The organism is Streptomyces sp. NPDC053076, from assembly GCF_044546845.1.
In the GTDB taxonomy this organism is placed as follows: domain Bacteria; phylum Actinomycetota; class Actinomycetes; order Streptomycetales; family Streptomycetaceae; genus Streptomyces.
In genome coordinates this window covers 135,534-158,202 of sequence record NZ_JBITZL010000011.1, presented here as the reverse complement: position 1 = coordinate 158,202, position 22,669 = coordinate 135,534, and the positions used below count along the sequence as shown (strand labels likewise).

The 22,669-nt window shown below is 72.0% G+C and carries 18 protein-coding genes and 1 riboswitch; of the genes, 2 read left to right on the top strand and 16 right to left on the bottom strand.

The features are described 5' to 3' along the window. Positions 1-39: 39 nt before the first annotated feature. The 15 genes from ACIGYR_RS34215 to ACIGYR_RS34145 all read right to left on the bottom strand — a co-directional run bounded on the left by ACIGYR_RS34215 (position 40) and on the right by ACIGYR_RS34145 (position 19,762). A complete protein-coding gene (locus tag ACIGYR_RS34215) occupies positions 40-1,419 on the bottom strand; it encodes an NAD(P)/FAD-dependent oxidoreductase (protein ID WP_391847980.1) in 1,380 nt (459 codons plus the stop codon). Between the two features lie 443 nt (positions 1,420-1,862). Then, complete coding sequence (locus ACIGYR_RS34210) at positions 1,863-2,804, bottom strand: exopolyphosphatase (protein ID WP_399607318.1); 942 nt, start codon at positions 2,802-2,804, stop codon at positions 1,863-1,865. Beyond that, positions 2,801-3,337: a DUF501 domain-containing protein gene (locus tag ACIGYR_RS34205; protein WP_399607320.1), complete on the bottom strand. Its 537-nt coding sequence runs from the start codon at positions 3,335-3,337 to the stop codon at positions 2,801-2,803. The genes ACIGYR_RS34210 and ACIGYR_RS34205 overlap by 4 nt, the downstream gene beginning before the upstream one ends. Before the next feature lie 49 nt (positions 3,338-3,386). Further along, positions 3,387-3,863, bottom strand: a complete 477-nt coding sequence (locus ACIGYR_RS34200) for a septum formation initiator family protein (RefSeq protein ID WP_391847983.1) — start codon at positions 3,861-3,863, stop codon at positions 3,387-3,389. Between the two features lie 107 nt (positions 3,864-3,970). Beyond that, complete coding sequence (eno, locus tag ACIGYR_RS34195) at positions 3,971-5,257, bottom strand: phosphopyruvate hydratase (protein WP_391847984.1); 1,287 nt, start codon at positions 5,255-5,257, stop codon at positions 3,971-3,973. 310 nt (positions 5,258-5,567) lie between these two features. Next, positions 5,568-6,272 (bottom strand): transglycosylase family protein, encoded by a 705-nt coding sequence (locus tag ACIGYR_RS34190; protein ID WP_399607324.1) that lies wholly within the window; start codon positions 6,270-6,272, stop codon positions 5,568-5,570. 2 nt (positions 6,273-6,274) lie between these two features. After that, a riboswitch (cyclic di-AMP (ydaO/yuaA leader) is annotated at positions 6,275-6,449 on the bottom strand. A gap of 183 nt (positions 6,450-6,632) precedes the next feature. After that, on the bottom strand, positions 6,633-7,700 hold the full coding sequence (locus tag ACIGYR_RS34185) for a transglycosylase family protein (protein WP_399607326.1): 1,068 nt from the start codon (positions 7,698-7,700) through the stop codon (positions 6,633-6,635). A 168-nt stretch (positions 7,701-7,868) separates the two neighbouring features. Then, positions 7,869-9,140 (bottom strand): cytochrome P450, encoded by a 1,272-nt coding sequence (locus ACIGYR_RS34180; protein ID WP_399607329.1) that lies wholly within the window; start codon positions 9,138-9,140, stop codon positions 7,869-7,871. Further along, positions 9,137-11,806 carry a hypothetical protein gene (locus ACIGYR_RS34175; RefSeq protein ID WP_399607332.1) on the bottom strand — a complete coding sequence of 890 codons (2,670 nt, stop codon included), beginning with the start codon at positions 11,804-11,806 and terminating at the stop codon, positions 9,137-9,139. Before ACIGYR_RS34175 ends, ACIGYR_RS34180 begins: the two co-directional genes overlap by 4 nt. A 308-nt stretch (positions 11,807-12,114) precedes the next feature. Then, on the bottom strand, positions 12,115-13,143 hold the full coding sequence (locus tag ACIGYR_RS34170) for a nucleoside triphosphate pyrophosphohydrolase (RefSeq protein ID WP_399607335.1): 1,029 nt from the start codon (positions 13,141-13,143) through the stop codon (positions 12,115-12,117). Positions 13,144-13,370: 227 nt separating this feature from the next. Continuing rightward, on the bottom strand, positions 13,371-14,024 hold the full coding sequence (locus ACIGYR_RS34165; protein ID WP_399607338.1) for a SurA N-terminal domain-containing protein: 654 nt from the start codon (positions 14,022-14,024) through the stop codon (positions 13,371-13,373). Positions 14,025-14,171: 147 nt separating this feature from the next. Beyond that, complete coding sequence (locus ACIGYR_RS34160) at positions 14,172-14,999, bottom strand: glycoside hydrolase domain-containing protein (RefSeq protein ID WP_399607340.1); 828 nt, start codon at positions 14,997-14,999, stop codon at positions 14,172-14,174. A gap of 144 nt (positions 15,000-15,143) precedes the next feature. Beyond that, positions 15,144-16,637, bottom strand: a complete 1,494-nt coding sequence (locus ACIGYR_RS34155; protein ID WP_399607558.1) for a protein kinase — start codon at positions 16,635-16,637, stop codon at positions 15,144-15,146. A gap of 38 nt (positions 16,638-16,675) precedes the next feature. Continuing rightward, the gene (locus ACIGYR_RS34150; RefSeq protein WP_399607342.1) at positions 16,676-17,320 is read right to left on the bottom strand and encodes a hypothetical protein; all 645 of its coding nucleotides are present in this window, start codon (positions 17,318-17,320) and stop codon (positions 16,676-16,678) included. Positions 17,321-17,476: 156 nt separating this feature from the next. Continuing rightward, positions 17,477-19,762 (bottom strand): N-6 DNA methylase, encoded by a 2,286-nt coding sequence (locus tag ACIGYR_RS34145; RefSeq protein WP_399607344.1) that lies wholly within the window; start codon positions 19,760-19,762, stop codon positions 17,477-17,479. A gap of 185 nt (positions 19,763-19,947) precedes the next feature. On the opposite strand from ACIGYR_RS34145, the gene ACIGYR_RS34140 reads away from it, so the two are divergent. Next, positions 19,948-20,637: a hypothetical protein gene (locus ACIGYR_RS34140; RefSeq protein WP_399607347.1), complete on the top strand. Its 690-nt coding sequence runs from the start codon at positions 19,948-19,950 to the stop codon at positions 20,635-20,637. A gap of 269 nt (positions 20,638-20,906) precedes the next feature. Further along, a complete protein-coding gene (locus tag ACIGYR_RS34135) occupies positions 20,907-21,599 on the top strand; it encodes a hypothetical protein (protein ID WP_399607349.1) in 693 nt (230 codons plus the stop codon). Positions 21,600-21,801: 202 nt separating this feature from the next. Here ACIGYR_RS34135 and ACIGYR_RS34130 read toward each other — a convergent pair whose 3' ends face one another. Beyond that, positions 21,802-22,518 carry an HNH endonuclease family protein gene (locus ACIGYR_RS34130; RefSeq protein WP_399607352.1) on the bottom strand — a complete coding sequence of 239 codons (717 nt, stop codon included), beginning with the start codon at positions 22,516-22,518 and terminating at the stop codon, positions 21,802-21,804. Between the last annotated feature and the right edge of the window lie 151 nt (positions 22,519-22,669).

The following is a 22,669-nucleotide window of genomic DNA, read 5'->3' as shown; positions in this document are numbered from 1 at the left end:
GGATGGCGGGAGGTCCTTCGGGCGGTCAGCGACCAGAGGTCAGGAGGCCTTGGCCTTCTCCTCGGTCTTCGCGGCGGCGACCGGTGCCGGCTTGGCGGCCTCGTAGAACTCCTCGCGGGGGTTCTCCATGGCGCCGAGGGAGACGACCTCGCGCTTGAGGAACATGCCGAGGGTCCAGTCGGCGAAGACGCGGATCTTGCGGTTGAAGGTCGGCATCGCCATGCCGTGGTAGCCACGGTGCATGTACCAGGCGAGGCGGCCCTTGAGCTTGATCTTCATCTTGCCCATGACGATCATCGCCACGCCCTTGTGCAGGCCGAGACCGGCGACCGCGCCCTTGTTGGCGTGCTCGTACTCCTTCTGCGGGAAGCCCCGCATGCCGGAGATCACGTTGTCGCCGAGGACCCTGGCCTGGCGCAGCGCGTGCTGGGCGTTCGGCGGGCACCAGGCGTTCTCGTTGCCCGCCTTGCGGCCGACGAGGTCCGGGACCTGTGCGTTGTCACCGGCGGCCCAGATGTAGTCCGTGCCCTTGACCTGGAGGGTCGGCTCACAGTCGACGTGGCCGCGCGGGCCGAGGGGCAGGCCGAAGCGGGCCAGGGCCGGGTTCGGCTTGACGCCGGCGGTCCACACGATGGTGCTGGAGTCGACCTCGAGGCCGTTCTTCAGCACGACGTGGCCGTCGACGCAGGAGTCCATGGAGGTGGAGAGGTAGATCTCCACGCCCCGGCTCTCCAGGTGCTCCTTGCCGTACTGGCCGAGCTTGGGGCCGACCTCGGGCAGGATCTTGTCGGCGGCGTCGACGAGGATGAAGCGCATGTCCTCGCGGGACACGTTCTTGTAGTACTTGGCCGCGTCCCGGGCCATGTCCTCGACCTCGCCGATGGTCTCCGCGCCCGCGAAGCCACCGCCGATGAAGACGAAGGTGAGGGCCTTGCGGCGGATCTCCTCGTCGGTCGTGGAGTCGGCCTTGTCCAGCTGCTCCAGGACGTGGTTGCGCAGACCGATGGACTCCTCGATGCCCTTCATGCCGATGCCCTGTTCGGCGAGGCCGGGGATCGGGAAGGTGCGGGAGACCGCGCCCATGGCGATGACCAGGTAGTCGAAGGGCAGCTCGTACGCCTCGCCGACCAGCGGGGCGATCGTGGCGACCTTGCGGTCCTGGTCGATGGTGGTGACCCGACCGGTGAGGACCTCCGCCTTGGGCAGCACGCGTCGCAGCGGGACGACGACATGGCGAGGGGAGATGTTGCCGGCGGCGGCTTCGGGGAGGAAGGGCTGGTAGGTCATGTACGACCGGGGGTCGACGACCGTGACGGTCGCCTCGCCGTAGCGCATCTTCTTGAGAATGCGCCGAGCTGCGTACAGGCCTACGTACCCACCGCCTACTACGAGGATCCTGGGACGCTCCGTGGTGCTCATGCCATCGAGTATCCACCTGCCTCGGGGGGGCTGCTCGTGCGCCCCTTCACAAGGTTCGACAGGGCCTGTGATAAACTCCGCGGCCCGCTTGACCGAGGTCATGCCCCCGGAGGGGAACCAGGGAGCGGTTCGCCCCGTTGTCAAGGCCGCGTGAGCTGCCTCTCTGGTCCCACGAGGCGACGGTGAGGGCTCCGGAACACCCGCCGAAAGCACCTTCCGATCCCCGCTCACACCGACAGCCTGAACATGTTCAAACGACTGGTGGGGCCCCGGAAGGGCCTACGGGACCCCGCGAACGGCCCCCCGGAACGGAATTCCTTGTGAAGAACTTCACGAACTTTTCCGACCGGCCGTCACCGAGGGGCCCCCGAGGGCCCCTCAGCCCCGCTCAGACGTTATCCGAGCTGCTCAGCCGATGGCTACCAACGGGTAACAAAAGAGAGCTACGCCACCGACCACGCGATGCCGTCGAGGATGTCGTGCTCGCTCACCACGACCTCCCGGGCGCCGGTCCGCTCCATGATCGCCAGCAGGACGAGGGCACCCGCGCCGATGACGTCGACCCGGCCGGGGTGCATGGACGGGACCGCGGCGCGCTCGGCGTGCGTGGAGCGCAGCAGCCACTCGGTGATCTCACGGACGCGGTCCCGGGAGACCCGGGAGTGGTGGATGCGCGCGGAGTCGTACTCGGACAGCTCCTGGGCGATGGCGGACACCGTGGTGACGGACCCGGCCAGACCCACCAGGGTGTGCGCCTCGCGCAGCGGGACGGTCTCCTCGGCGAGGTCCAGGGCGGCCTCGATGTCGGCCCTTATCGCGGCCACCTGCTCCTCGGCGGGCGGATCACTCACCTTGTCCCCGTGCACCAGGTGCCGCTCGGTCATCCGCACACAGCCGACGTCCACCGACCGGGCGGCACGTACGTGGTCGTCGCCGACGACGAACTCGGTCGAGCCGCCGCCGATGTCCACGACCAGGTAGGGCCGGGCGAGGTCGGTGCGGCCGGTGAGTTCCTTCGTGGCGCCGGTGAAGGAGAACTCGGCCTCCTGGTCGCCGGTGATGACCTCGGGCTCCACCCCGAGGATGTCCAGCACGCCCCGCACGAAGTCGTCGCGGTTCTCGGCGTCCCGGGAGGCGGAGGTGGCGACGAAACGGAGACGCTCGGCGCCGTACTCCTTGATGACGGCCGCGTACTCACGGCAGGCGGCGAAGGTGCGCTCCAGCGCCTCGGGGGCGAGCCGGCCGGTGCGGTCGACCCCCTGGCCGAGCCGCACGATCGTCATCCGGCGGTCCAGCTCGGTCAGTTCGCCGGTCTCCGGGTCGGCGTCGGCGACCAGCAGCCGGATGGAGTTGGTACCGCAGTCGATGGCGGCGACCCGGGTCACTGCTCGTGCCCCTCGCTGTCGTCGAGCGTCACGCAGGCGCCCTTGCGCCACCACTCCGGCAGCATCGCCAGGGCCTCGTCGCCGAGGGGGTTCACGCCCGGCCCGGCGGCCAGGGAGTGAGCGACGAGCACGTGCAGGCACTTCACCCGGTCCGGCATGCCGCCCGCGCTCGGGAAGCCCGTCAGCTCCTCGATCTCGTCCCGGCGTCGGATGTAGTCCTCGTGCGCGGCACGGTAGGCGGCGGCCAGCTCGGGGTCGCGCCCCAGCCGCTCGGTCATCTCCTTCATCACGCCGTTCGCCTCCAGCGTGCCGATGACGGAGGACGCCTTCGGACACGTCAGGTAGTACAGCGTCGGGAAGGGCGTGCCGTCGGGCAGGCGCGGTGCCGTCTCCACGACGTCCGGCTGACCGCACGGGCAGCGGTGCGCGATGGCCCTCAGGCCCCTCGGCGGGCGGCCCAGCTGCTGCTTGAATGCCTCGACGTCCGCGTCGGTGGGCTCGGTGCGCGGAGTGGGCGGCGGAGGCGTTTCCATGACTGCTTTCAGAGTGGCTTTCTGTCGGTCTGCCGGCCCGGCGGGCCGGTCACTGGTCGGAGGCGTCGGACTTGTCGACGCCGTCCCAGACGTTCGCGTACCAGGGCCGGTGGGCGGCCCCGAGGTCGGCGCGGGACTGCTTGGCCACGCCCGGGTCGATGACCACGTACCCGGTCTCGCCGGGCTTGACGTAGTGCAGCCTGCGCCGGATCTGCTGCTCGGCGTAGGCGTCGTCCTGCCAGCGCGCCTTGAGGTCGCGCAGCTGCTCGACGCGCTTGCGCGCCTGCTCCTGCTGCCGTTGCTGTTCGGCGATCTCGGCGCGCTGGGAGACGTACTGCCGCATCGGGTAGGCGAGCGCGACGATCAGCGTGCACAGCACCAGGGCGAGCAGCGCCGCGCGGCCGGTGAGCCGGGATCGGCGGGCCTGCCGCTTGGTCTGAGAGCGGTAGACACGGGCCGCCGTCTGCTCGCCCAGCAGCCTGAGCCTGGTCGCGGTGGAGAACCGGTCCCGGTCCTTCACGGCCATCTTCCCCGCCTCCCGTTCACACGCGCGTACGTCCCCGCACACGGTACGGGACCGGGTACGGGGACGTACGTACGACTGGCTAAGCCTTACGCCAGGTTGGGTCAGCCTCAGCCCTTGAAGCGCGGGAAGGCGGAGCGGCCGGCGTAGACCGCGGCGTCGTCGAGGATCTCCTCGATGCGCAGCAGCTGGTTGTACTTGGCGACGCGCTCGGAGCGGGCCGGGGCGCCGGTCTTGATCTGGCCGCAGTTGGTGGCGACGGCCAGGTCGGCGATGGTGACGTCCTCGGTCTCGCCGGAGCGGTGGGACATCATGCACTTGAAGCCGCTGCGCTGGGCCAGCTCGACGGCGTCCAGGGTCTCGGTCAGCGAGCCGATCTGGTTGACCTTGACCAGCAGGGCGTTGGCGGCGCCCTCCTCGATGCCGCGGGCCAGGCGCTCGGGGTTGGTGACGAACAGGTCGTCGCCGACCAGCTGGACCTTGTCGCCGAGACGGTCGGTGATGACCTTCCAGCCGGCCCAGTCGTCCTCGAACAGCGGGTCCTCGATGGAGACGAGCGGGTAGGCCGCGACGAGCTCCTCGTAGTACTCCGTCATCTCGGCGGCGGAGCGCTCCTTGCCCTCGAAGAGGTACTTGCCGTCCTTGTAGAACTCGGAGGCGGCGACGTCGAGCGCGAGGGCGATCTGCTCGCCGGGGGCGTAACCGGCCTCCTTGACGGCCTCGAGGATGAGGTCGAGGGCCTCGCGGTTGGAGCCGAGGTTCGGGGCGAAGCCGCCCTCGTCGCCGAGGCCGGTGGACAGGCCCTTGCTCTTCAGGACCTTCTTCAGCGTGTGGTAGACCTCGGTGCCCCAGCGCAGCGCCTCGGAGAAGGACTCCGCGCCGATCGGGGCGATCATGAACTCCTGGATGTCCACGTTGGAGTCGGCGTGCGAGCCGCCGTTCAGGATGTTCATCATCGGCACCGGCAGCAGGTGCGCGTTCGGGCCGCCCAGGTAGCGGAAGAGGGGGAGGTCGCTGGCCTCGGAGGCGGCGTGGGCGACGGCGAGCGAGACGCCGAGGATGGCGTTGGCGCCCAGGGAGCCCTTGTTGTCGGTGGCGTCCAGGTCGAACATGGCCTGGTCGATCAGGCGCTGCTCGGTGGCGTCGTAGCCGACCAGCTCCGGGCCGATCTGCTCGATGACGGCGAGGACGGCCTTCTCGACGCCCTTGCCCTGGTAGCGGTTGGGGTCACCGTCGCGCAGCTCGATGGCCTCGAAGGCGCCCGTCGAGGCGCCGGACGGGACGGCGGCACGACCCGTGCTGCCGTCGTCGAGGCCGACCTCGACCTCGACCGTGGGGTTGCCTCGGGAGTCCAGGATTTCCCGGGCTACGACGACGTCGATGGACGGCACGAGCATCTCCTTCTTGGATGTGACGCTGGAAGTGCGGGGCTGGTGTGCCTTGCGACTAGAGCCTAACCGTCCCAGGGGCGTCGGCCACCGACCGACCGTCCCGTGGACAAGCCGACGGTACCTTTTGTTTCTGCCCGAAACAAAGAGGTGCGGCGGACTTCCGTGCGCTGCGCACAAAAAAGCCCGCCCCGGTGCGTACGGGGGAACACGCACCGGGGCGGGGGGCCCGTGGGGGACGGGGGGTGACCCGCACGGGGGCCTTCAGGGTGGCCCGCACGGATGTGCGGGTCCTGTGGGCCGGCTGGGAGCCAGGTGGCTACTTCAGGTGCAGCTGCTGGCCCGGGTAGATGAGGTCGGCGTCCTCGACGATGTCCTTGTTCAGCTCGAACAGCTTCTTCCAGCCGCCCTGGACGTGGTGCTTCTCGGCGATGGTGCCGAGGGTGTCACCGGTGACGACCTTGTACTCGCCGTCGCCCTTCTTGACCGTCTTGCCGGTCGGGGTGGTGACGGTCTTGCTCTTGCTCGTGGACGCGGCCGGGCGCTCGGCGGAGCGGGAGGCGGCCTGCTGGTCGGTGGAGCGGGTGGTGGTGGTGGTGCCGCTGCCCGAGTCCGTGGTGGAGGGGGCGCTCGGGGCGGGGCCGCTGTTCGGGGTGCTCGACAGGCCCGTGCCGCAGACCGGCCAGGCACCCTTGCCCTGCGCGGCGAGAACCTTCTCGGCGACGGCGATCTGCTGCGCCTTGCCGGCCTTGTCGGCGGTGGCGGCGTACTGGGTGCCGCCGTACGCGGCCCAGGTGGAGGCGGAGAACTGGAGGCCGCCGTAGTAACCGTTGCCGGTGTTGATGGACCAGTTGCCGCCGGACTCGCACTGGGCGACCGTGTCCCACTCGGAGGTGGTGGCGGCGGAGGCGTTGCCGGCCGCCATCAGCGGGGCGGCGACGGCGGCGCCGGTGACACCGGCCAGCGCGACGGCGCGGACGGCCTTGGACGGACGGCGGTGCTTGCCCTTGCCGGTAAACAGCATGGAGATCCCCTCACCGACGCCTACGAGGTGAGCTGTCGGGTTCGGGCCGGTTGAGTTGCCCGGCCGCACCTCCCGCTTGCGCGGAGTGCGGCTTCACCCCCAGCCGGTTCCAGCTTCAAGTGCTGGCCCCGGCGCCTACCTTGGGTCCCCCGCTCCTGCCTACGGCGCTTTACGCGTCGACTGTTCCCGGGCAACCACTGGCAGGATTCGGCGTGGTGGCTGCCGGGGCTCGTGGTGACGAGCGGCCTCGACCGTAGACACGCGATCCGCGGAATTTCAAAGACGATCAGGGCTTCTGAGACTCATCCCACACTTTCGCCAAACCGGACATTAGGGCGCTAAGTGGGGCGTCAACTCCCGCTACTTCTTGCCCGTTTCGCCCCCGACTTCCAGGGTCTGACCGGCAGTGATGCGGCTCGGGTCGGGCCCGATGGCCTCCTTGTTCCCGGCGTACAGCGCGCGCCACCCGCCGTCGACGTCAAGGGAGTCGGCGATGGAGACCAGGGAGTCGCCCTCGCGGACGGTGTAGGTGCCCGGCTCGGGCGAGGCGTGCCGACCGGAGCCGGCGACACCCGGACCGTTTGTCACCGTTTCGTCCGCACTCGCCCCGCGGTGCCGTCCACCACTGCTGAGGGCCCCGGTGTCGACCAGGCTCCAAGAACCGGCAGCCTGCTGCGCGTTGGGCTCGGTCGCGGCGTCCGGGGTGGCCGTGGGAGCACCGTCGGCCCCCTGCGGACTTCCGGAGTCCCGCGAGGAGGACTTGTCGGACTTGGGAGTGTTGGTCCCGGTGGAACCGGTGGCCGTACCGGCGTCCTTGCCCGGCTTCGGGGTCGCCGTGCCGGTCTCGCCCGAGGAGGACCCGGTGCCGGAGCCGGTCCCGGTGCCGGTGGCGGAGCCGGTCCCGGTGGAGGACGACGAATCAGGCAGACCGGACGAGTCGGCGGTGCCGGAGGTGTCAGACGTGTCGGAACGGTCGGCCGATCCGGACGAGTGGCCCGGACCGTCGCTGTCACCGGAGTCGCCGACGCCCGTGTCGACGTCCACGGAGCCCGAGTCGGAGGTCAGACCGGACAGCAGGGCGCAGGTGGCCCAGGGCGTGGTGCCCCGGTCGGCGAGGATCTTCTCGGCGACGGCTATCTGCTGCAGACGGCTGGCCTGGTCGGCGCTGGCCGCGTACTGGGAGCCGCCGTACTTGTCCCAGTCGTCCTGCGAGATCTGCAGCCCGCCGTAGTAGCCGTTGCCGGTGTCCGCGCTCCAGGAGCCGCCGCTCTCGCACTCGGCCACCTTGTCCCAGGTCGTGCCGTCGGCCGCGTTGGCGCTCGCCGCGCCGAGGAGCGGGATGGCGATGGCGGAGCCGGTCACCCCGGCCGCGACGAGGAGGGCCGGTGCCTGGCGGGGGCGACGGTGTCGACCGTTCCCGGAGAGCATGCAGATGCCTTTCGAGCGACAGCGGGACCAGCGCGGCGGATGGTGCCGCTCGCCGCGCTGATGGGTGAACGTATCGGCACACGATCACTTGTCACAAGTTCATGCCGCACAGATCACGTGAAGATCACAGAGTTGAACGTCTGTCATTTCTCCCTGGAGGTCCCGTCTTCAGACGGTGGGCGTGAACTCCACCGGCAAGGTGCGCAGTCCACGCATGATGAGTCCACCGCGCCAGCGCAGCTCGGCCGGTTCGGCGGCGAGCCGCAGGTCGGGCAGGCGGGTGAGCAAGGTGGCGAGCGCGGTCTGACCCTCCAGGCGGGCGAGCGGCGCGCCCAGGCAGTAGTGGATGCCATGGCCGTAGCCGAGGTGCTGGTTGTCACGGCGTGCGAGGTCCAGCACGTCCGGGTGGGCGAACCGCTCCGGGTCCCGGTCGGCGGCGGCGAGTACGACGAGCACCGGATCGCCCGGCGCGATGTCCTGCCCGCCGATGGTCAGCGGCTCGGTGGCGAACCGCCAGGTGGCCAGCTCCACCGGGCCGTCGTAGCGCAGCAGTTCCTCCACGCCGGTCGCCAGCAGGTCCGTCTCCCGGCGCGCCAGGGACTCCTCCAGCCGCCGACGCTGCTCGGGGTGGGTGAGCAGGGCGTAGGTGCCGTTGCCGATGAGGTTGACGGTGGTCTCGAAGCCGGCGAACAGGAGGATGAAGGCCATGGCGGCGGCCTCGTTCTCGGTGAGGTGCTCGCCGTGGTCGGAGGCACGGATGAGGCCGGAGATCAGGTCCTCGCCGGGCGTGGGCGCCGCCGGCAGCGCCTCGCGCTTCTTGTGGATCAGCTCGGCGAGATAGCCCCGCATCTTCTTCACCGACCGGGCGACCCCGCCCCGGGGCCCTCCGCCGTGCCGGATCATCATGCCGGCCCAGTCCCGGAAGTCGTCCTGGTCCTCGCGTGGGACGCCGAGCAGGTCGCAGATGGCGTAGATGGGCAGCGGGAAGGCGAACTCGTGGATGAGGTCGGCGGATCCGGTCGCCGCGAACCGGTCGATGAGCTGGTCGGCCAGCTCCTGCACCCGGGGGGCGAACTCGGCGACCCGGCGCGGTGTGAACGCCTTGCTGACCAGGCGGCGCAGCCGGGTGTGGTCCGGCGGGTCGATGTTCAGCAGATGCGTCATCAGCTCGGCCTTGCGCTCGCCGGGGATGCCGGTCTTGCCCTTGGCGTGCTCGGGCTCGTCGTGATGGGCCGGGTTCTTGCTCAGCCGCTGGTCGGCCAGGGCCTGCCGGGCATCGGCGTACCGGGTGACCAGCCACGCCTCGACGCCGCTCGGCAGCCGCGTCCGGTGCACGGGGGCGTGCTCGCGCAGCCAGGCGTAGGCGGGGTAGGGATCGGCGGCGAACTCCCACGTGAAGAGGGCGGGGGCCGGCTGGTCGGGGTGGTCCTGGTCGCTCACTCCTCGACGGTATCCGGACCGTCGGACAACTCGCCGAGGGCCTTGCGCGCCGCGTAGTGCCCGAGGTCGGCCGCCTTGCGGTACCAGCGCCGGGCCTCCTGCGGTTTGCCCTGCCCGTCGAACAGGGCGCCGAGCCGGTACGCGCCGTAGGAGTCACCGACTTCGTACGCGTGCCTGTACCGCGTCTCGGCTTCGTCCGGCCGGTCCAGCTTCTCCAGGACGATTCCGTGGTGGGCGATGTCCAGCGGATAGTCGGCCGTGTCCCGGAAGTAGTCCTCCGCGTCGCTCAGCGACGGCCCCTCGCGGTCCAGTTCCGCCAGCAGCTCGGCCGCGACCTGGTCACCGGAGTCCACCGCGCGCTGCAACCATGCCCGGGCGATCTCGGTCTCGCTCACCACCAGGTGGTGCATGCCCATGCTCCGGGCGACTTCCGGGTGCCGGGGGCCGGCCGCGTTCGTGTACCGGAGCCAGGTCTCCTCGGGGTCGTCCACGCAGAACCGCAGATCTCCCAGCAGACGCGCCGCCTTAGGAGTCCGCGCCGCGCGCAGCCAGCGCTCGGCCCGGTCCAGCAGCGCCTCGGCGAGCAGCGTCGCCGCGTCGCCGTCCCCCGCCTGCGCGGCCTCCTCCAGGAAGGGTTCCGCGTCCCTGCTCCGCCCGCGCTCCACGAGCAGCCGGCCCATACGTCCCGCCGCCTCCGGCACCCCGGCCTCGGCCGCCCGCCGGAACCAGCTCTCCGCCTCCTCCTGGTGCCCCTCGGCCTCCTCCAGCAGCCCCAGCCGGTACATCGCCCGCCTGTCCCCGGCCTGGACGCCCCGTTCGAACGCGGCGCCCGCCAGTGTGGCCACCAGCTCGAAGTCGTGCCCCTCCCCCGATCGCGCGACGTCCAGCGCCCGTTGCCACAGTGCGCCGTCCACCGGCGGCAACTTCTCGTCGTACCGGGCCGTGCCCACCAGCGGGCCCGCCGCCGACCAGGCCCGCGGCCCCTCGCGCCGCAGCAACGGCAGCACCCCGTACCGGTCCCGGGCGGCCCATTCCAGCGCCTCCTCGACGGTCTCCGGCTGCGTCCCGGCAAGCGGCCCGTAGCCGTCGGCCACCTCCACGAGCAGGTCCTGGGGCAGCGGCCCCCGCAGCCCGCACCGCGCCAGGTCGATCGCCGCCCGCACCAGCGCCTGTCCGCGCGGGTGCTTGCGCCGGGCGCGCTCGAAGTCCGCCCACAGCCGCGGTTCCACGGCGAGGTGCGCGGCGATCCCTTCCGCCCCGCTGAGCCCGGCCGCTTCCGTCAGCCGCCCGTCCCCCGACTCCGCGGCCCGCGCCCGCTCGGCGTCCGTCCATTCCCGGGGCAGCTCCACGATCTGCGCCAGGTCCAGCACTCCGCCGCGCGGGGTCTGCCGGTGCTCGTCGTAGGCGTCCTCCCGCAGGGTGGCGAGCACGACGACCTTCAGCCCGGCCAGCCGCGCCAGCAGCCGCGGTTCCAGGCCGCCGTCACCGAGGTGGCCGCCGAGGTCGTCGAGCCACAGCACGTGGAGCCCCGGCGCTCCCCGCAGCACCTCGGGCAGGCCCCGCAGGTCCGTACCGGCGTCCGGCGCGTACACCCGGGCGCCCGGGAGCGCGGCCGCCAGCACCGCGAGCGCCGTGCGCGACTTGCCCGCGTACGGCTCCCCGAGCACCACCACCAGTCCGCCGTACACCGCCACGGAGGCCAGAGCGGCGACCAGGGCGGCGTCGGCGTCCCTCGGGACATAGGGCGGCAGCGGCGGACGTCCCTTCATCCGACGGGCAGGCAGCACCCCGTGCGCGAGCGGCTCCAGCGCGGTGGCCGTCGGCCAGTCCCCGGGGACGGGGAGGACGATCGGCGGCCGGGCGCCGTAGGCGTGCTGGATCTGGACTCCGATGACCTGCCCATGGAATTCCGCCTGCCGGAAGTCGACATGGTCCCCCGTGAGCGGCGAGCGTCCCTCCGGGAGGCCCTCCGACACCGGGCGCGGGCTCGGCTCCGGCGCGGAGTCCGTCCCGGGACCCGGCATCAGGTGCGGGGCGGGGTCCGGCGTCCGGTACGGGGCGGGGTCCGGCGTCCGGTACGGGGCGGGGTCCGGCATCGGGTACGGGGCGGGGTCCGGCGTCCGGTACGGGGCGGGGTCCGGCACGGTATCTGGTCTCAGGCCCGGGGCGGGGCCTGTCCGGGGCTCCGACCTCAGGTCCGCGGCGGGATCCGGCGCGGGCTCCGGCCTCAGGTCCGGGGCGGGGTCCGGCGCGGGCTCCGGTCTCAGGTCCGGGGCGGGGTCCGGCAGGGGACGCGGTCTCGGGTCGCGGGCGTCCGGCGCTGGGGCCGGCCTCAGGCCCGGGACGGGGGCTGTCGCAGGGACCGAGGTCGCGTCCATGAAGGGTGCCAGTGTGTAGATCAGTTCCCGCAGTTGCTGGGCCGCGGCGTTCTTGTCCTCCGCGTGAGCGAGGGTCCTGCGCAGCCGGGACGCCCAGACCGCTTGCAGCGGCTCCCGAGAATCGGGATCGGCCTGCCCGGTGCTGAGCAGCTCCCAGGCGTAGGAGGAAGCCCGCTGCTCCGAGAACCATCGCGCGAAGCCTGTCCGGACCCGGACCCATTCCTCCGTGGCGAGCGCCGCCGCGAGCACTTCGGCCCCGACGCCCGCCAGATCCGTCCCCAGCCTCACGCACGCCCCCCGCACCTCGTGACCTCGCTGTGCCTCAACGGTACTGACACGGAAGGGAATCCGGCCCTCGGAAGGCGATCCGTCCGCCGTCCGCGTCCGTCCCGCCGGTCCGTCCCGCCGTCCGTCCCACCGATCCGCCGATCCGCCGGTCCCCGCCTGCCGCCTGCCCTCTGCCCTCTGCCCTCTGCCCTCTGCCCTCTGCCCTCTGCCCTCTGCGCACTACACCAGTGCGGCTCGCCGTGACCCCCCTCCCTCTCCTCCCCTCCCTCCCCTCCCTCGGCCTGCCTGCCCTTCCTTCTCCGCCCCGCCTACCCTTCGTCCTCCTCCGTGCCGTCCGCCGTCGGCGCACCCTCGCCCGTCTTGATCGCGTCCCGGTAGACCCGCGCCGCCGCCCGCAGCGCCGCCTCCGGGTCCACGCCGTCCGCCTCGGCGCGCACCGCCAGCGCGAGCAGTTCATATCCGATGCCGTTCCCCTCGGGCAGGGGGACGTTCAGGCCCGCCATACGGACGCGGGAGGCGAGCTTGGCGGCCAGGGCCAGGCCGGGCTGGCCGAGCGGGACACCGTCCGTGACCGAGGTGCGCTGCTTCTCCTCCGCCTTGGTGCGCAGCCAGTGCTCCTTGACGTCCTCCGGGGTCTCGGCCCGCTCGTCGCCGAAGACGTGCGGGTGCCGTCGGATGAGCTTGGCGACGATGCCGCCGGCGACGTCGTCGACGGAAAAGGGCGCGTCCGGGTGCTCCTCGGCGATCCGGGAGTGGAAGACGACCTGGAGGAGGACGTCACCCAGCTCTTCGCGCAGCTCCACGCGGTCGCCGGCCTCGATCGCCTCGACCAGCTCGTACGCCTCCTCGATGGCGTACTTCGCCAGTCCCTCATGGGTCTGCCGGGAGGACCACGGGCACTCGGCGCGGATGCGGTCCATGACCTGCACGAGGTCCAGCAGGCGAGCACCGGGCAGGTCGTAGGAGGCGGGGAGCAGCTCCAGCTCCGGCATGGCGACCCGGCCGGAGCCGGCCAGCCGGGCGAGGCCGTCGGTGAGTGCCGGCTCGCCCTCGCCCGTCGCCACGACGACCACCGTCCGCCCGCCGGCGCAGGCGTCGACCAGCTCCTGCGCGGTGGGGGACGCCTCCTGCACCGCTGTCCCGGCCTCGCGCAGATACGGCAGCTGCGGATGCGCGCCGTCCCCGCACAGCACGGCGTCGGCGCCGCGCAGGACCTGCCAGGCGGGCCAGGACAGCAGGCCGGGGGCGACGCGGTGGCTGGTGGTGAGCAGGACGATGCGGCCGGGGTCGGCTTCCGGGCCGCCCGGGGGACGGACTGCGGGACTGGTTTCGTTCACGATCCGAACGTAGCCCACGGCACGAGGGAGCGGATCGAGTTGTCCACAGGGCCGAGGTGATCGTGTGATCGTATGACCGACGGCCCGTTGTCGTACCGTTCCGCGCTGCTTGAAGTCCTCGTCCTGCTCGCAGCTGCCCGAAGTCCTCGTGCTGCTCGCAGCTGCCCAAAGTCCTCGTGCTGCTCGAACGGGCACCGGCATGGCCGGGCCCGCGCCGTCAGCCGGGGCTACGCCGTCTGCGGCTGCTCGTCGCCCGCCGTCGTGACCTCTCGCACCCAGGGCGTCTTGGCGTCCACGCGGCTGCTCTTCTGGACGTCCCAGGAGCCGTAGCGGGGATTGAGGTCGACGTGGAGTTCAGCGGACGCCTTGGACAGGGCCTGCCAGAAGGCGGGCTGGCTGGTGTCGGTGCCGAGCTTCGCGGCGAGTTTCTGCGCCTCCAGTTGCAGGCGCAGGTTGTCGTCGAGGTGGCCCGGGGCGATGCCGTACTTCTGCAGCCAGGCCGTCTGCAGACCCTTGCTGCCGCCGGCCTGCCGCTCCAGGTCCGCGCGCATCTGCTGGATCTCCTTGCGGGTGACGCTGATGCCCTGGTCCTGGGCGGCGCGGTGCAGCACCCGGTCGAGCACCATGTTGTGCAGGGTGTCGCGGGTGAGGCTGCTGGTGGACGAGACCACCTGCTGGTACTGGGTCTCGTTCGGTACCGCGGCCCGCTGTGCCCGGCGGACCTCGTTGACCCGGCTCTCCAGCTGGCCGACGGTGATCCGCTGCCCGCCGACGACGGCCGCGGCACCGGGGTGCGCGTCGTTTCCGCAGGCGGTCAGCAGGGGTGCCGCGGCGGCGATCGCGGCGGTGAGGACGAGCGCGGTGCGACGGCGGCGGTGCAAGGAAACCTCCAGGGGAGATTGTGCGACGGTGCACAAAGTCTTGCGGTGATCGATGGTAGGCAGTGGGCGGGCTGCGGCCAACCCATTCGACCAACGATTCGCGCGTGCTTCGGGCACCGCCGCGCCGCGCCGGGACGGCCCGCCGGGTCAGCCGACGATGGCCACCGGCGCGTCCCAGGCGTCCCGGTCCACGGTCAGCGTGACGCCGCCGCGCGCCTCCTTGCTGTTGACCATGTACTGGTGACCGCGGCTGTGGTCGGTGAACTGGCCGGTGCCCCACGGCCAGTCGGTGGTCGTCGTGTACTGCTTGTCCCACAGCGCGTACCAGAGGTTGCCCGGCAGATCCGTCTTGTCCGACGCGGTGGCGATGGCCTTGGCACTGGAGCTGCTGAAGCCGTAGTAGCCGCCACGGTAGGTCTTGGCGCGTAGCGTCTTCATGAACGAGCGCACATACGCCAGCACGGCGTCGTTGCACGCCTTGTTCTTGACGTCGTACGGCTCCATGTCCAGGTAGACCGGGCTGCCGGTCTTCATGCCGAGCGCCGATGCCTTGGCCACCGCGTCCTTGGCGTCGGTCGCGCCGAGGGAGACGGCCGTGGAGGCGGTCAGCTTCTCGGGGTTGGAGCCGGTCTGGCAGGGCGGCTGGGCGCCGACGTAGATCGGGATGAGCTTCCAGCCGAGGGAGTTGACCGACTTCACCCAGGAAGCGGTGAGGTTGGGCTGGGCGCAGCCGCGGTTCTTGCCGCCCACGTAGACGGCGGCGGCGCCGTAGTAACCGGTGTGCCATGCCTTCATGGCGGACAGCGAGGGCGCGGTGCAGGTGTCGAACGCGCGGCCGGTGAAGGTCTTCTGGGCGGGCCACGTGGTGGTGGCCATGGAGGTCTGCGCGGCGATACCGGCCCCGGCGACGACGGCCGCTCCGGCCACCGCCCAGGTGACATACCTGCGCTTCTTCGACTGCCGGTGACCGGCCATGAATCCCCACCCCTGATCGTGCACGGCGGTTCACGCGCGTGCGTGCGTGGCGGCGGACGCAGCGCGACATGTCGAGCGCCGGATCCGCCCCCGGAGAACACGAGTCCCCGAGACGCACAAGAGTGCCTCAGAGCCCGGCAAAGCCTATCCGCGCACCTGCCCCAGCCACTGGAGGGTCCGCCGGACCTCGACGGCCAGCGGATGACCGGGGCCGTGCAGCCGCTCGACGTCCACGACCAGCCGCGCGAGCGTGTCGTGGGCCGCCGGCCGGTCCCCGAGGGCGAGCAGCAGATGACCGATGCGGCGGCGGACCTCGTGGGCGAGCTGCGGATCCCCGGAGACGTACCGGTTCTCGTAGTACGGCAGCAGCGCGCGGTACCCGGCGAGCGCCGCCGCCGGTTCGCCCAGTTGCTCCAGGCACTGCGCGGCCTCGTAGCGGTAGCGCAGCGACTGCGGGTCGGCCTGGCCGGCCTCGGCGGCGCGTTCGTCGGCGAGACGGCGCAGTTCGGGCAGGGCGCGCCGGTACTGGCCGTCGTCCATGAGCGTGGCCGCGTACTGCTTGCGCAGGGTGCGCACGACCGGCGAGTGCTCTCCGTGCTGCTCGGCGGCGGCCGGCAGGATCGCGCCCAGGATGTCCACGGCCTGCGTGATACGACCCTCACCCAGCAGCCGCTTGACGTCGTCCACGGCGGCGGCGACATCGGGCTTCTCGGCCACCGGCGGCACCGGCGCCACGGGGGCGGGCTGGGGCGCGAGGGTCCGCGCGCGGTCCGGCCAGGGGGCGTGCGGGCGCAGGAAGGGCCGCGTGGGATCCAAGGGCGCCCCGGTGGGTGTCCCGCGCGCGGGCAGCAGCAGCGCCAGGTCCTCGTACACCTCCTGCGCGGACGCCGGCCGGTGCTGCGGGTCCTTGGCGAGCAGCCGCAGCACCAGGGTCTCGAGCGCCTCGGGAACCTCGGGGCGGATACGGCGCACGGGCAGCGGCGGCTCGTACAGGTGCCGGTGCAGCACCCCGAGCGCGGTGGAGCCGGCGAACGGCACCTCGCCGCTGAGCAGTTCATGCATCAGCACACCCAGCGCGTACAGGTCGGTGTACGGCCCGACCGCGCCGCCCATCGCCTGCTCGGGCGCCATGTAGGCGGGCGAGCCGATCGGGGAGCCGGTGTGGGTGAGGCGGGTGGTGTCGGTGTCCATCACCGAGGCCACGCCCAGGTCGAGCACGGTGACCGTGCCGTCCTGCTTCACCATCACGTTGCGCGGCTTGAGGTCACGGTGCACGATCGGCACGGCGTGCACGGCGCTCAGCACGGCGCACAGCTGCGCGGCCACCGCGACCGCCCACGGCCACGGGTAGGGGTCGTGCTCGGCGAGGTGGTCGGAGAGGTCGGCGCCGTCGACGTACTGCATGACGAGGAACAGCTCCTCGCCCTCGCTGCCCGCGTCGTGCACCGTCACCAGACCGGGGTGGTCCACCTGCGCGGTCACCCGGCACTCGCGCAGGAACCGGCGGCGCAGCTCGTCCGCCTCCTGGCCCGCCACCTTGTCCGGGCGCAGCAGCTTCACCGCCACCCGCCGGTCCAGCCGCCGGTCGTACGCCGTCCAGACCTGGCCCATGCCGCCCTGCCCGATGAGCGTGGACAGTTCGTAACGGCCGGCGACGACACGCCCTGTCGTCCCGGTCACCGTCCGCCCTCGTGGCCGTCCTGCCTGCGCAGGTAGTCGCTGAGCTCGTCCAGCTCGGCCCGCACCTGGTCGATCCGCGCGGGCGCGGGACGCTGGGGCGGCGGGGTGGCCGACGGGGGCCGGGGCGCGGCGGTGTGCGGCAGCGGGGGCGGGGTGTGCGGCACGGCCGGGGGCGCCGGCGGCGCGGCGGGCGTCCTGTGCGCGGCCGGCAGGATCGGCACGGTCGTCGAGCCGTACGGGCCCGCCGGCGCCGGATAGCCGTAGGCCGGGGCCGGGCGCTGAGCCTGGTACGCCTGCTGCCGCAGCAGGAAGTGGCGGGTGTCGGCAGCGAGGTAGTACGCGATCGTGCCCACGAGCGTGCTGAGCAGCAGCACCAGACCCACATAGCCGCCGGTGGTGTGGATCTCGTCGCCGGGCTCGGTCGCCACCAGCGTGAGGCTGAGGATGTCGGCGGCCAGCACCGCCACGAACAGCCCCCAGTCCAGCGACCGGCGCGTGACGGCCGCCAGCCGCAGCATCATCGCCCAGGCCAGGAACCCGATGGTGAGGAACCCGAGCGCCACGAACAGCACACGCAGGAAAACCAGCCACGCGGTGTGCGGCGGCTGCTTCACCGGCTGACCGTAGCCGTGGCCGTGCATGGCTGCTCCTGATCCGGAAGTGGGCGTGCCCGCCCGCCCGACGTGGTCCGCGCGGGCGGACAACGCCGATCGTGCGATTGTCGCTTCGAGCATATGGCCCGACACGGACAAGCGGTCCGGGATGTACCGAACCGTTGTCCGGCGGCAGGTGCGGGATCAGTCGGGCGCGACCGTACCGTCCGTCAGTCCGTCGTACATCCCGCGTACGAGCTGCTCCCCGAGCCGGCTCGCGTGCCGGAGCGCCCGCTCGAACTCGTCGAGCGCCCGGAAGCGCGCGCCGTAGCGCCGCTGTTCCTCCAGCGGGAGCCGGGGAAGGTGCAGCCGGCGCACGTCCAGGCGGGTCGCCGTGGAGGCGTAGCTGCTGGCCTGCCGGTTGTTGGCGGTACCGCGCAGGAACCCGGCGAGGAACCACGGATCGAGGGCCGTGCGGTCGGGGCGCAGAAGCACCAGGCTGCGCCCCAGGGCGGCGCCCGCCGTCGCGTCGTCGATCACGCGCGCCACCGAACCCCCGCCGAGCACCGGTACGACGACATCGCCCGGTTCGGTCAGGACGGCCTCCTCCTCACTCTCGGGCAGCGTGCCCGAAGGCGCCGTTCCGGCCAGCACGTCGTGGTCGGTGAGCACCGGCACACGCGCGTGGCCGCCGTTTCCGCCGGTACGCATCACCAGCGCGCCCCCGCGCGCGAGTTCACCGACGGTGGTGAGCGGCCAGCGCGCGGACGGTGCCGGGTCGGCGGGGGGCGGGGTGAGGTCGGCGGTCAGGCGCAGGGTCGCGCCCAGGCGCTCGCGCACCCGCGTCAGCTGCTCCGCGCCGTCGGCCACGGCGGCCGGCGGCAGGTGGCGGGCGGGTGCGAGGTCCACGTCGTCGTCGAGGAGTTCGATGACCGGCACCGAACGGGCGAGTCCCGGCCGCTCCGCCAGCTGTCCCGCGCGCGCGAAGACACGCCAGGCGTCCAGCACGGCCTCCCGTACCGCCTCCCAGTCGGGGCCGCCCCGCCCCTCTCCGGCGAACCTCCCCGTGTCCACGAGCAGCACCTCGGGCGTCGCCGGCGTCCGGTCCGGCCGGCGCAGCACCCACAGGTGCAGCGGGATGTTGTACGGCGGCGCAGCGCCGACCGGCAGCGCGACCACGGCCCGCAGCGCGCCCCGGCGCAGCAGGTCGGCGCGGATCCGGCGGCCGGAACGACGGGACGCCGCGGCCGGCGGCATGAGCAGCACGGCGGTGCCACCGTCGGTCAGCCGGGCCAGCGCGTGCTGCACCCAGGCCAGCTCGGACTCCGTGCGCGCCGGGAAGCCGTACTCCCACCGCGGGTCGTAGGCGAGTTCGTCGTGGCCCCAGTTGCGCTCGTTGAACGGCGGGTGGCACAGCACGGCGTCGGCGCGCAGCAAGGGGTACGCGTCGGCGCGCAGGGTGTCGCCGGCGGCGCCGCGCACGCCGGCCCGGCTGTGCAGCGCGAGCCGCAGCGCGCTGAGCGTGGCCAGTTCCGGGGCGCTGTCCTGGGCGTACAGCTCCTGGTCGGGGCGGGCGTCCACGGCGCGCAGCAGGGCGCCGGTGCCGCAGGCCGGGTCCAGGACGGTACGGGCCGGGCCGGCGAGGGCGGCCATGAGCCCGGCGAGCTCGGCCGGGGTGAGCGTGTACTGGCGGGGGTTGGCGTCCAGGTGCCGGCCCAGCAGGAACTCGAACGTCTGCCGCGCCCCCACCTCGGCGGCCAGCTCGGCGGCGCCGCGGAGGAGGGGTACGGAGGGGAGGAGTTGGGGGCCGGTGGGAGTGGGGGCTGCGAGGGTGGGGACTGTGGCGGTGGGGGCTACGGGGGTGGGGACTACCGCGGCGGGCGAGTTCACACCGTCGGCGTCGGCGCTCGTGTTCACACCGCCGAGGTCAGCCCCGGCGTTCACACCGCCGCCGTCGGCCGGGGCGTTCACACCCGGCGCCCCCGGCGTCGGGTTCACACCCCCGCCCTCACCTTTGGTGTTCACAGGAAGCGGTCCGTTCACAGCCTTCGCGGCAAGACGGGACCGGCTGCTGTGAACCGGGCCGCCCGGTGTGCCACCGAAGCGCGGCGCCAGCACCTGATCCAGCGCACCGGGCAGCATCGCGGCCAGCCGCGCGTCGGAGCCTGCACTCGCGTCGAGCCAGACGGTGGGCCGCTCGTGGATCAGCAGCAGCACGCAGCCGAGGTGCACCAGGGCGGTCAGCGGGCCTTCCGGGTGACCGGCGAGCTGCTGCCAGACGAGTTCGCGCAGCGGGACCTCGGCAAGTTTGCCCTGCTTGCGCAGCCATGCCTCGACCTCGGCGAGTGCGAAGGAGGGGCTGGTCTCGGTGCCGCCGACCGGCTTCGGGAAGTCGGCGTGCCGACGACGCCAGTTGCTGACGGCGGCACGGCCCACTCCGGCGAGCCGCGCGATACCGGCTGCGGTCACCTCTGTCGCGTTGTCCTGCACCGGCTCTCCCCTCACCCCATGTGTGCACCGAGCATACCGGCGTACACAAGATCTGGGGATTCACGAGCGTGTACAACCAGGAACCTGTGAACCGTGTTGACTCGGTTCACAGGCTCTGGTCTTATTGACCCAGCGAACGAGCGGCCACCGGAGGGGGAGGCCGCCGTAGTCGGGGAGGTTTCGTCATGGGCATGAAGACCAAGGTCGCGCTCGGTGCCGTCGTGGGGATCGTCGTCATCGGTGCCGTGTCCGCGAACGCCGGCAGCGACAGCAAGAACGGTGGTTCCGGCGGCAGCGGCAAGGGGTCTTCGACGTCGGCCGAGCGCAAGTCCGGTGGCACGAAGGACCCGGGGGGCGGTAAGGCGGCCGAGGAGAAGAAGGCCGCCATCGCGGGCGACGGCGAGTACCAGGTCGGCTCCGATGTGCAGCCGGGGACGTACCGCACGGCCGGCAACACCGATGACATGTGCTACTGGGAGCGCGCCAAGGACGCCTCGGGCGAGATGGACTCGCTGCTGGCCAACGAGAACGTCAGCGGCACGAGCTACGTGACCATCAAGGCCACCGACAAGGTGTTCAAGTCCAGCGGCTGCAAGGACTGGGAAGCCGTGGACCCGACGGCGAAGGGCACGCCCGCCTCCTCGATGGACGGCGACGGCGGCATGTACAAGGTCGGCACGGACATCGCGCCGGGCACCTACAGGTCGGCCGGGAACGCCGACGACTCCTGCTACTGGGAGCGCACGAAGGACGCCGCCCAAGGGCTGAACTCGATCATCGCCAACGACAACGTCACCGGCGCGGCCGTCGTCACCATCAGCCCGTCGGACGGTTACTTCAAGACGAACGGCTGCGGCGACTGGAAGAAGGTCTGACCCTGGGCCGCCCCCCGTCCGAGTGTGGTCGAGCGCCCGGCCCGGCGCCTGGCGCCGCCGACTGCTCGACCACACCGCACGGCACGGCACCACACCGGTCAGCGGTCACCGTCACCGCCCCCGCTCACCCGCTCAACACCCATCGCGCACCACTCACCACCCCACCATCCCACCCACCGCTCCACCGTTCACCGCACCGCTCCACTCGGCACGCCCCAGCACCGACCACTCGTCCGGCCCCCGTTCCACCATCTCCCTGAAGGACTGTCATGCGTCTCCCGTCCCGTGTCGCCACCCTGCTCGCCGTCGCGGCGCTCCCCATGGCCCTGTCCGCCTGCTCCTCCGACAGCGGCGGGAGTGACAAGCCGAACCCCAACGCCGGTCTTCTCACCGGCACACAGCTCAAGCGGGTGCTGGCGCCCGCGTCGGCCTTTCCGTCCGGGTTCACCCGCCAGGCCGACGGCACCTCGGACAGCGGGGGCACGTTCCTGTCGCCGTCGCACAAGAGCACCGCGAAGCCGGACTGCACCAGGCTGGAGGGCACTGCCTGGATCCAGGTGACCGGTTACAAGGGAGGCGTGTCGTTCGCGCAGGACGACTATGTGAACCAGGGCAAGACCGAGGAGATGACCCAGGAGATCGACGCCTTCCAGGGCACCACGGCGCAGGCCGTGATGAAGGACCTGCGGTCGGTCGCCGCCACGTGCGCCTCGTTCACGGACACGGACGCCCACGCCACGGTGAAGGTGACGGGACGGTCCACCGCCGCGCTCGGCGACGAGGCGTACACCATGACGCTGACGAGCGGCGCCTGGGAGAGCGGCACCACGCTCATCGCGGCCCGTTCCGGTCACACGGTGGTCACCGTGCTGTCCACCGCAGGCAGCGACGACGGCGCCGCGACCGCGAAGAAGTTGACGGCCCAGGTCCTCGACTCGCTGAAGAGCAAGTCGGCCGCGTGATCCGTCGGGCGGCCGGGCCCCTGTGACCCGGCTCCGACCGGCGGTCCCGCCCGTCGGCCGGAGCCGGGCGACCTTCTCATCAGGCCGTACGGCTGGGTCATCGGCCCGTACGGCCGGCTCACCTAGCTGTACGGCTGGGTCATCGGGTCGTACGGCCGGCTCACCGAGCTGTACGGCTGGGTCATCGGGTCGTACGGCCGGCTCACCGGGCCCGGAAGCGCTCGGGTGCCTCGGTCGGGTTGCCGCCGGTGGGGAGCTTCTGGTGCGGGCAGGTGGCGAGGACCTTCTTCATGGCCGTCCGCTCGGCGCCGGTGACCCACAGGCCGTACTTCTTCTTGACCGCGACCTGGGCGGCGACATAGGTGCACCGGTACGCCTTGTTGGGCGGGAGCCAGGTGGCCGCGTCGCCGTCTCCCTTGCCACGGTTGGTGCTCGCGTCGACCGCGATGAGGTTGAGCGGGTCGTTGGCCAGGGCTATGCGCTTGCGGGGGTCCCAGTACTTGGCGCCCTTCTGCCAGGCGTCGGAGAGGGCGACGACGTGGTCGATGTCGACCTGGCTGCGGCCTCGCCGGTAGGTGATCTCCTTGCCGGAGTAGGGGTCGGGTTCCAGCAGGCCGAAGGAGACCTTGCAGGTACCGCCGCTGAACTTCACCTCTTTCAAATCGCGCTTCAGTATGTCGTCGCGGGTGTCGCAGGAGTTGGAGTCGGTGTCCGCCCAGGCGGTGCCGAACCGCTCCCGGGAGTAACCCGTCTTCGGGGCGCGTCCCTTGACGGTCAGCGAGCCGGCCGCGGTGGCGGCGGCACCCCCGCCGCCCGTCTCCTGCGGCCCGGAGGCTCCCCCGGCCTGTTCGGACTTGCATCCGGTCACGGCGACCAGCACGGCCACGGCGGTGACCACTCCGCCCCTCAGACGCGTCACGGTGCGCCCCCCTCGCTCGCCCTGGTCCGCCCTCCGGTTACGGGCGGATGGTTCCGCTTCCCACGGTAACTGCCCGTCGGCGCACACCAGATGGTGCAGATTGGTGTGATTCCCCGACAAGTCGGTCGCCCCTCCGGGTATGTGCGGCCCA